General features: G+C 34.8%; 14 protein-coding genes and 1 pseudogene. 5 read left to right on the forward strand and 10 right to left on the reverse strand.

All coding sequences use genetic code 11. The features are described from left to right. Positions 1-192: pseudogene (locus LDB17_RS09860) on the reverse strand (hypothetical protein); the annotation flags it as partial. Between the two features lie 179 nt (positions 193-371). Here LDB17_RS09860 and LDB17_RS09865 point away from each other — a divergent pair. From LDB17_RS09865 to LDB17_RS09885, 5 genes are all read left to right on the forward strand, one after another. Further along, complete coding sequence (locus LDB17_RS09865; RefSeq protein ID WP_252637605.1) at positions 372-620, forward strand: helix-turn-helix domain-containing protein; 249 nt, start codon at positions 372-374, stop codon at positions 618-620. 43 nt (positions 621-663) lie between these two features. Then, on the forward strand, positions 664-927 hold the full coding sequence (locus LDB17_RS09870) for a hypothetical protein (RefSeq protein ID WP_252637607.1): 264 nt from the start codon (positions 664-666) through the stop codon (positions 925-927). A 219-nt stretch (positions 928-1146) separates the two neighbouring features. Next, on the forward strand, positions 1147-1335 hold the full coding sequence (locus LDB17_RS09875) for an AlpA family transcriptional regulator (protein ID WP_252637609.1): 189 nt from the start codon (positions 1147-1149) through the stop codon (positions 1333-1335). 270 nt (positions 1336-1605) lie between these two features. After that, entirely contained in the window at positions 1606-2094 is a 489-nt protein-coding gene (locus LDB17_RS09880) for a Panacea domain-containing protein (RefSeq protein ID WP_252637611.1), read from the forward strand. Further along, the gene (locus tag LDB17_RS09885) at positions 2087-2533 is read left to right on the forward strand and encodes a hypothetical protein (RefSeq protein ID WP_252637612.1); all 447 of its coding nucleotides are present in this window, start codon (positions 2087-2089) and stop codon (positions 2531-2533) included. The genes LDB17_RS09880 and LDB17_RS09885 overlap by 8 nt, the downstream gene beginning before the upstream one ends. Before the next feature lie 201 nt (positions 2534-2734). On the opposite strand, the gene LDB17_RS09890 is transcribed toward LDB17_RS09885, so the two are convergent. The 9 genes from LDB17_RS09890 to LDB17_RS09930 all read right to left on the reverse strand — a co-directional run. Further along, on the reverse strand, positions 2735-2947 hold the full coding sequence (locus LDB17_RS09890; RefSeq protein WP_252637613.1) for a hypothetical protein: 213 nt from the start codon (positions 2945-2947) through the stop codon (positions 2735-2737). After that, positions 2944-3090 carry a hypothetical protein gene (locus tag LDB17_RS09895; RefSeq protein WP_393925015.1) on the reverse strand — a complete coding sequence of 49 codons (147 nt, stop codon included), beginning with the start codon at positions 3088-3090 and terminating at the stop codon, positions 2944-2946. The genes LDB17_RS09890 and LDB17_RS09895 overlap by 4 nt, the downstream gene beginning before the upstream one ends. After that, a complete protein-coding gene (locus LDB17_RS09900) occupies positions 3062-3322 on the reverse strand; it encodes a hypothetical protein (protein WP_252637614.1) in 261 nt (86 codons plus the stop codon). Before LDB17_RS09900 ends, LDB17_RS09895 begins: the two co-directional genes overlap by 29 nt. Then, on the reverse strand, positions 3312-3653 hold the full coding sequence (locus LDB17_RS09905) for a hypothetical protein (protein ID WP_252637615.1): 342 nt from the start codon (positions 3651-3653) through the stop codon (positions 3312-3314). The genes LDB17_RS09900 and LDB17_RS09905 overlap by 11 nt, the downstream gene beginning before the upstream one ends. Positions 3654-3686: 33 nt before the next feature. Continuing rightward, on the reverse strand, positions 3687-4121 hold the full coding sequence (locus LDB17_RS09910) for a hypothetical protein (RefSeq protein ID WP_252637616.1): 435 nt from the start codon (positions 4119-4121) through the stop codon (positions 3687-3689). A 51-nt stretch (positions 4122-4172) separates the two neighbouring features. After that, positions 4173-4808 carry a hypothetical protein gene (locus tag LDB17_RS09915; RefSeq protein ID WP_252637617.1) on the reverse strand — a complete coding sequence of 212 codons (636 nt, stop codon included), beginning with the start codon at positions 4806-4808 and terminating at the stop codon, positions 4173-4175. A gap of 3 nt (positions 4809-4811) precedes the next feature. Further along, positions 4812-4970, reverse strand: coding sequence for a hypothetical protein (locus LDB17_RS09920; RefSeq protein WP_252637619.1), 159 nt, complete (start codon positions 4968-4970; stop codon positions 4812-4814). 20 nt (positions 4971-4990) lie between these two features. After that, a complete protein-coding gene (locus LDB17_RS09925; RefSeq protein WP_252637621.1) occupies positions 4991-5263 on the reverse strand; it encodes a hypothetical protein in 273 nt (90 codons plus the stop codon). 27 nt (positions 5264-5290) lie between these two features. Next, positions 5291-5475: hypothetical protein (locus tag LDB17_RS09930; protein ID WP_393925016.1), on the reverse strand; the 185-nt coding region annotated here is incomplete at its 5' end.

A 5475-nucleotide genomic window follows, 5' to 3' on the forward strand; every position in this document is an offset into this window, starting at 1 on the left:
GTTATATTCCGCTACCTCTTTGGCTAGTTTAGCTTCGTAAGCTGCCTTTCTAGCTGCTAGTATAGCATTATTGCGAACCTCAACTTTAGCAATCTTCCAAGCTTGTTTTAAAGCATCCGACATTGAAACTTTATAGCCTCTTCTTATTTTGTGGGCTTCTTTCATTATCGATGATAGGTTGTAAGTAGTCATAATCGCAACATTTAATGTTTACCGTTTAATTACACTTCAAAGATAACGATAAAGATTAAACAAACAATACTTATATCAAATATTTTTAATCGAAAACGTTACTTTTAACATTTTAGATAACGAATGTCATTAAAACATGGTTTATATTTGCATAACGTTAAACATTAATTAGTCTAAATATGGGATTAAGAATTAAAGAGATTTTAAAAGAGAAAAGTATGCAGGTTGCAGAGCTTGCGGTATTGATAGAAATAACACCTCAAAATTTGAGCAAGTTGATTAATGAAAAGACTAAGCCTTCAATAGATACATATGAACGCATCGCCGTTGCTCTGGGTGTTCCCTTTACGGACCTATTCGAGCAACCAAAACAGAATGTTATCACTTGTCCACATTGTAATGGTAGAATAAAAGTTGAAAAGGAGTAGAGGTAACTACTTTGTGGGAATATCCAATTAAGATTATTTTAATATGAACTTTACAATAGACATAACAGCAGACGTTAAGCTAATACAAAAGATAGTGAACTCAACATTAAAGGGATTTATCGAAACTGGAAGATACGCCCTTTCAAAAAGAGAATCATACGCTCAGTTTGGGCAACCGAAAATAGATTTACTTATTGCTAACGGTTTTTTGAAAGACACAAGTAAGAGTGATTATAAAGCCCAATACTTACTATCCGATATTATTACAGGTATAGAGATGTGGGAGAATATGAAACGTAAGAAATAATGAAACTGTCTAATTTTATGAAATTTATCCATATTGGATATACAAAGTTTTAGGAAAAGCTAAAAACAGGTGAGATCGACGCACGGAAGACATATAAAGAGGGTCGATATAGAACTATTGAACTTGCAGAAGCACACAGAGTAAAGAATAATAGGTTATCAAAGGGTAGATCAAAGTAGAGAAAGGATGAAAGATTAATGATATATTATTAAACCGACTATGGTAGCAGGGAAATATTTCACATTAAATGAGCTATCTGAATATATCGGTCTTGGCAGAGACGGTATAGATGCACTTGTAAAAAAAGGATACATAAAAGCATTCAAGGACAAAAGCAGAAGATGGCTATACGATAAAGAGGATATTGATTCGTATTTCGATAAATGTAAACAGGAAGCACTAATATAGCCTAAAGTATCCCTCTTAATTTGTAAGAAGATAAACACAAAAGAAAGCAATTACCGGCGACTAAATTAAAGGATATCTAAGCTATAAATCTGCATTTTTAATTTTTGAATTTATCTATTAGTGATCAGTTGGTGAGGATGTCTGTTATTGATTAAAATACAAATAATTACATTTGATTTGGGCTATATTTATTAACATTATTTATGACGTATTTTAACAAACCTCATTTTATCTTTGTATCGTAATTGATCAACACTAATCAAAATAGTTATGGAAATAACAGCAACATTATCAAAGATTGATTCGTCCATATTAGCAGATTATATTCTCAAAAATTATGGTCCTATGTCGCATTTGAAATTACAAAAGTTGTTATTCTATTGTGATGCTTATCATATGGCCTATTTTGGAGAGGAATTAGTAACTGATGAGTTTGAAGCGTGGGCACACGGTCCTGTTAGTAGAACTATCTATAATAGTCTAAAAGACAAATCTATACTTTATAGTGATTTGTCATACAGTGACAAGGGGATAAACCCAGATGATGAAATCAAGAAGTTAACATCGGATCAACAAATAATGCTTAAAGAAATATTGGGCGAATTGTCAAGCTGGACAGGACCTCAGTTAGAAGCTTCTACCCATCGTGAATATCCTTGGATTGAGGCAAGAAAAGGGTATGGGGAAGGGGCGAAGTGCTCGGTTTCTATATCAAAAAAAACAACGTTAGAATTTTATAAGAGAGAGATAAATGGCTAAATTTTCAAAAGAAAAACAGCCATCAGTCATAAAGGAGGTATTAGCTAATAAGAAGACAATTCAAGAAGCTGATACCTCTAATTTTAAGGTGTCTTTTCAGTATATTGATACATCTCAAAAGTTCGGTTCTACATTTAAAGATTGGCAAAAAGAAGGACTTCTTTCAAAGATGATGGAAACGCTAGCGGGATATTGTTCTCGCCCTTTAGTCGAACAGATTGATAAAGTAAAGTTTACCATCTATGGAGATTTTCCATCCCAAGATAAAACAATGTTTAAATATCCAGATCATGTCCCTGAAGATGCTAAATGGGGAAGGATTCATATAACTGGACCTGCTGTTATAGCTGGGCACATAATAAAAGATACTTTCTATGTAGTGTTTTTAGATAAAACTCACAAATTCTATTTAACTCAATTAGCTAGAGGCGAAAAATAAAGTCTTTTTCTATCGTCACGAGCGTCACCATCGTCACGCATTGAAGTGGACTACTTTTCAAATATTTTCGTAAAGTACGGAATTCCGTGTTTTATGGTGCATCGGAAAAATTTCCCCTAAGGCTGATTATCAATCGTTAAACCAAAAGGCATAAAAAAGGGTGTTCCCAATCTACACCCTCAATATCTCATCAATAAAACATCACGAACGGTCATTAATTATTGAAGTGATAGACTTTCCATTATTGTAAGCATTTAGTTCGTCCTTACTCAATGGTATACCGTTATCCATACTTATATTATCATAATACATTGCAGGCTCACACGTGCGATCTATGATAGCGATAGTAATATTTTCAGGCTTCTCTCCTTTGAGTTCCGATAGGATGCGTTTAATTTTGTCTTGCTTATTCATAACAATTGATTTTTAGCGTTTTTAAGAGCTTCTTTTACTTTACTTGGGTTAGTTATCCACCAACTGACAGGAATAGACGTTATAACCTCATATCCCTTTAATTTCGATAGTATTTTATTTACCTTCTCCTTTTTTGTTCCCATTGTTCGTTACTTTTTGGTGTAATTCGTGAAATGTTGCTAACTCCTCATCTGTAAGCACGGATAAATCATAATCAAGTGTCTCAATGATCTTTCGTGCTTGCTTCTTTGTCATTGGCTTTGTTCGTGAGTGCTCCCGGCAAGCCTCTACTAATTCGGGGAACTTCTCAAAATCTAACTTACCGACTGCAATAGCAGCGAGTAATTTTCTTTTTAATTCGTTATCAATCTTCATCTTCGTTGTTTGTTATTTTATTCATTCTTTCTAATAGTGCATCTACAACCTTATCAGGTGCTTTGTCTAGTAGTTTTTCGAGTTCTTTATATTCAAGTTCTACCTGAGCCTCCATACTGATAGCTTGCTGTTTTGGAACTATGTACTGAAGCAGACGTTCCATAATGGTCAGTCTATCCTTCGGCTCTAATTCTTTGAGGTCTTTTTCAAACTTTGATCTATTACCATCTATAACCTCCTGAATCCATCCTTTTAGCTCAGATGTTACTTTGTTGGGTCTACCTTTGGGGCGTCCATTTGGGTTTCCTGTTTGTCCTTTTCTTTGTGCCATATCAAAATATGTATATCAATGTTCTTTTCATATTTACCTTTGTACCAGCAGTTCTAGGATTCTCCTATCAATTCGCTCATTTATACTCTGCAATAGGGTATCTACATCATTTCTATAATCAGAATATATCTTGTGATGAAATGCCAAATCTTTAGATAAGTTTGATATGTGGCTACCAGAGAGATTAAATAATTTAGCGATCTCATCTCGTAGGCCACGAATCATAAAACCTGTATCAGTGAATGACCGGGGAGAGTATAGAGCTATAAAACAGAATAGAGCCCTTTTGTTTGCATCGGGGGTGCCCTGCTTGGGATAGCCGGGTATCTCCTTTGAAAATTCACAGATCCACTCGTATATCATTGGGATATGAGAAATATCTGTGAGTTTTGGGGCTAATATCTCTATCTCTATTTTGCCTATGCGCTCTTTCAGTTCTGCTATTTCTTTTATTCTGTTTATATCCATAAATCTGGTAAATACCCCCCGGGTAGAGTTAACCACCCGAAGGCTGTTTGTTTAATATAGTTTTTTACCTATCAGTGGTATTGTCTGAGCATTAAAGTCCAATAAAAACATATTAGGTGTCAATAGTCCAAAACTTGATGTTCCGGGAGTAGATACCGCACGGATACGATCAGAGCTATTAACAAGAAGCATATCCAATTCTTTTACCTTCTCGACAATCTGTGTAGATAGTTCGTATGCTTTCTTTTGAATGTCACTGTCAGCATAGACGCTATAATGTTCAATAACATGATCTAGATAGTCCTTTGAGAGTTTAACAACCCCTTTGCTTACATCGAACGATGTTATATTAAGATTTAAGTCCTGGCTATTGCCAGCTTCAAGTATTGCCTGTACTTTTTTCGTATAAGCGGGTAGTGTGTCGAGTATTGGCAATAATATCTTTTTGGCTTTAGCTCTTCCGAAAAGAAAGCTTGATTTACCGGCTTCTTTTTCTATCATCGCTTCTACTTTCTTTCTTAGTCCGGATGCATCGGGGTAAATATCGGTCAAGATACTATCATCAATAGATATCCCCTCTTTCGTGATTTCGTCTATAACTGCCTGCAACAACGATACTGCATTCTTATAGCGGATATCATCGGCATCTATCTTGCTTTGGTTCTTAGTTATCAATATCTTTTCCATAACTTATCTCTTTGATATATCTTTCATTAAATTTTGAAACTCCGTATTCCCTTTTTCTTTCTCGGATTTTACATCGGATGCTATTTCGTTGAATTTATCCATAGCATCTTTGCCGTGTTTAGCTGTGAGCCTCTCTAGGGCTTCTTTTGATAATTTTTCCATCTCAATAATTATTTGATTGTTTAACCTAAAATTGTTTTGGCTGCTTCATCAGCTACTTTATTGATGTCCTCCTGTGTAGGTTCACAATCTTTTACAATCTGATCGATATGGCGATGCTGCTGCATTGTGTAACTATTGCAGCCCTTACCATAAGACTGACCGATACGATAATTTCTATCTGACTGGCTTAAGTCCATATCCTTAACTGCATTCTCTGCGTTTAGATACTGTTCATATGCGTTTTCGCCGTACTCTGTTTTGATCCTGTTTAATTTTTCTTCTGTAATACTCATAATTTTACTTTTAAATGATTTAATAATTTATTTGATTTTCAATGTTCCGTTATCATTCCATATTTGACCCGCTTCTAAGTTTGTAGCACTGGTAGGTAGCCATTTTGCTATAACCTTTAGCGTATTGGTCTCATTCATATAATTAATTGAGAAATTCGTTTTTTCCGTTTGTCCGTCACTTTCAAATGTTGATACTTCAATCATTCCGGGGC

This window comes from Dysgonomonas sp. Shenzhen-Wh21, from assembly GCF_043392705.1.
In the GTDB taxonomy this organism is placed as follows: Bacteria; Bacteroidota; Bacteroidia; order Bacteroidales; family Dysgonomonadaceae; genus Dysgonomonas.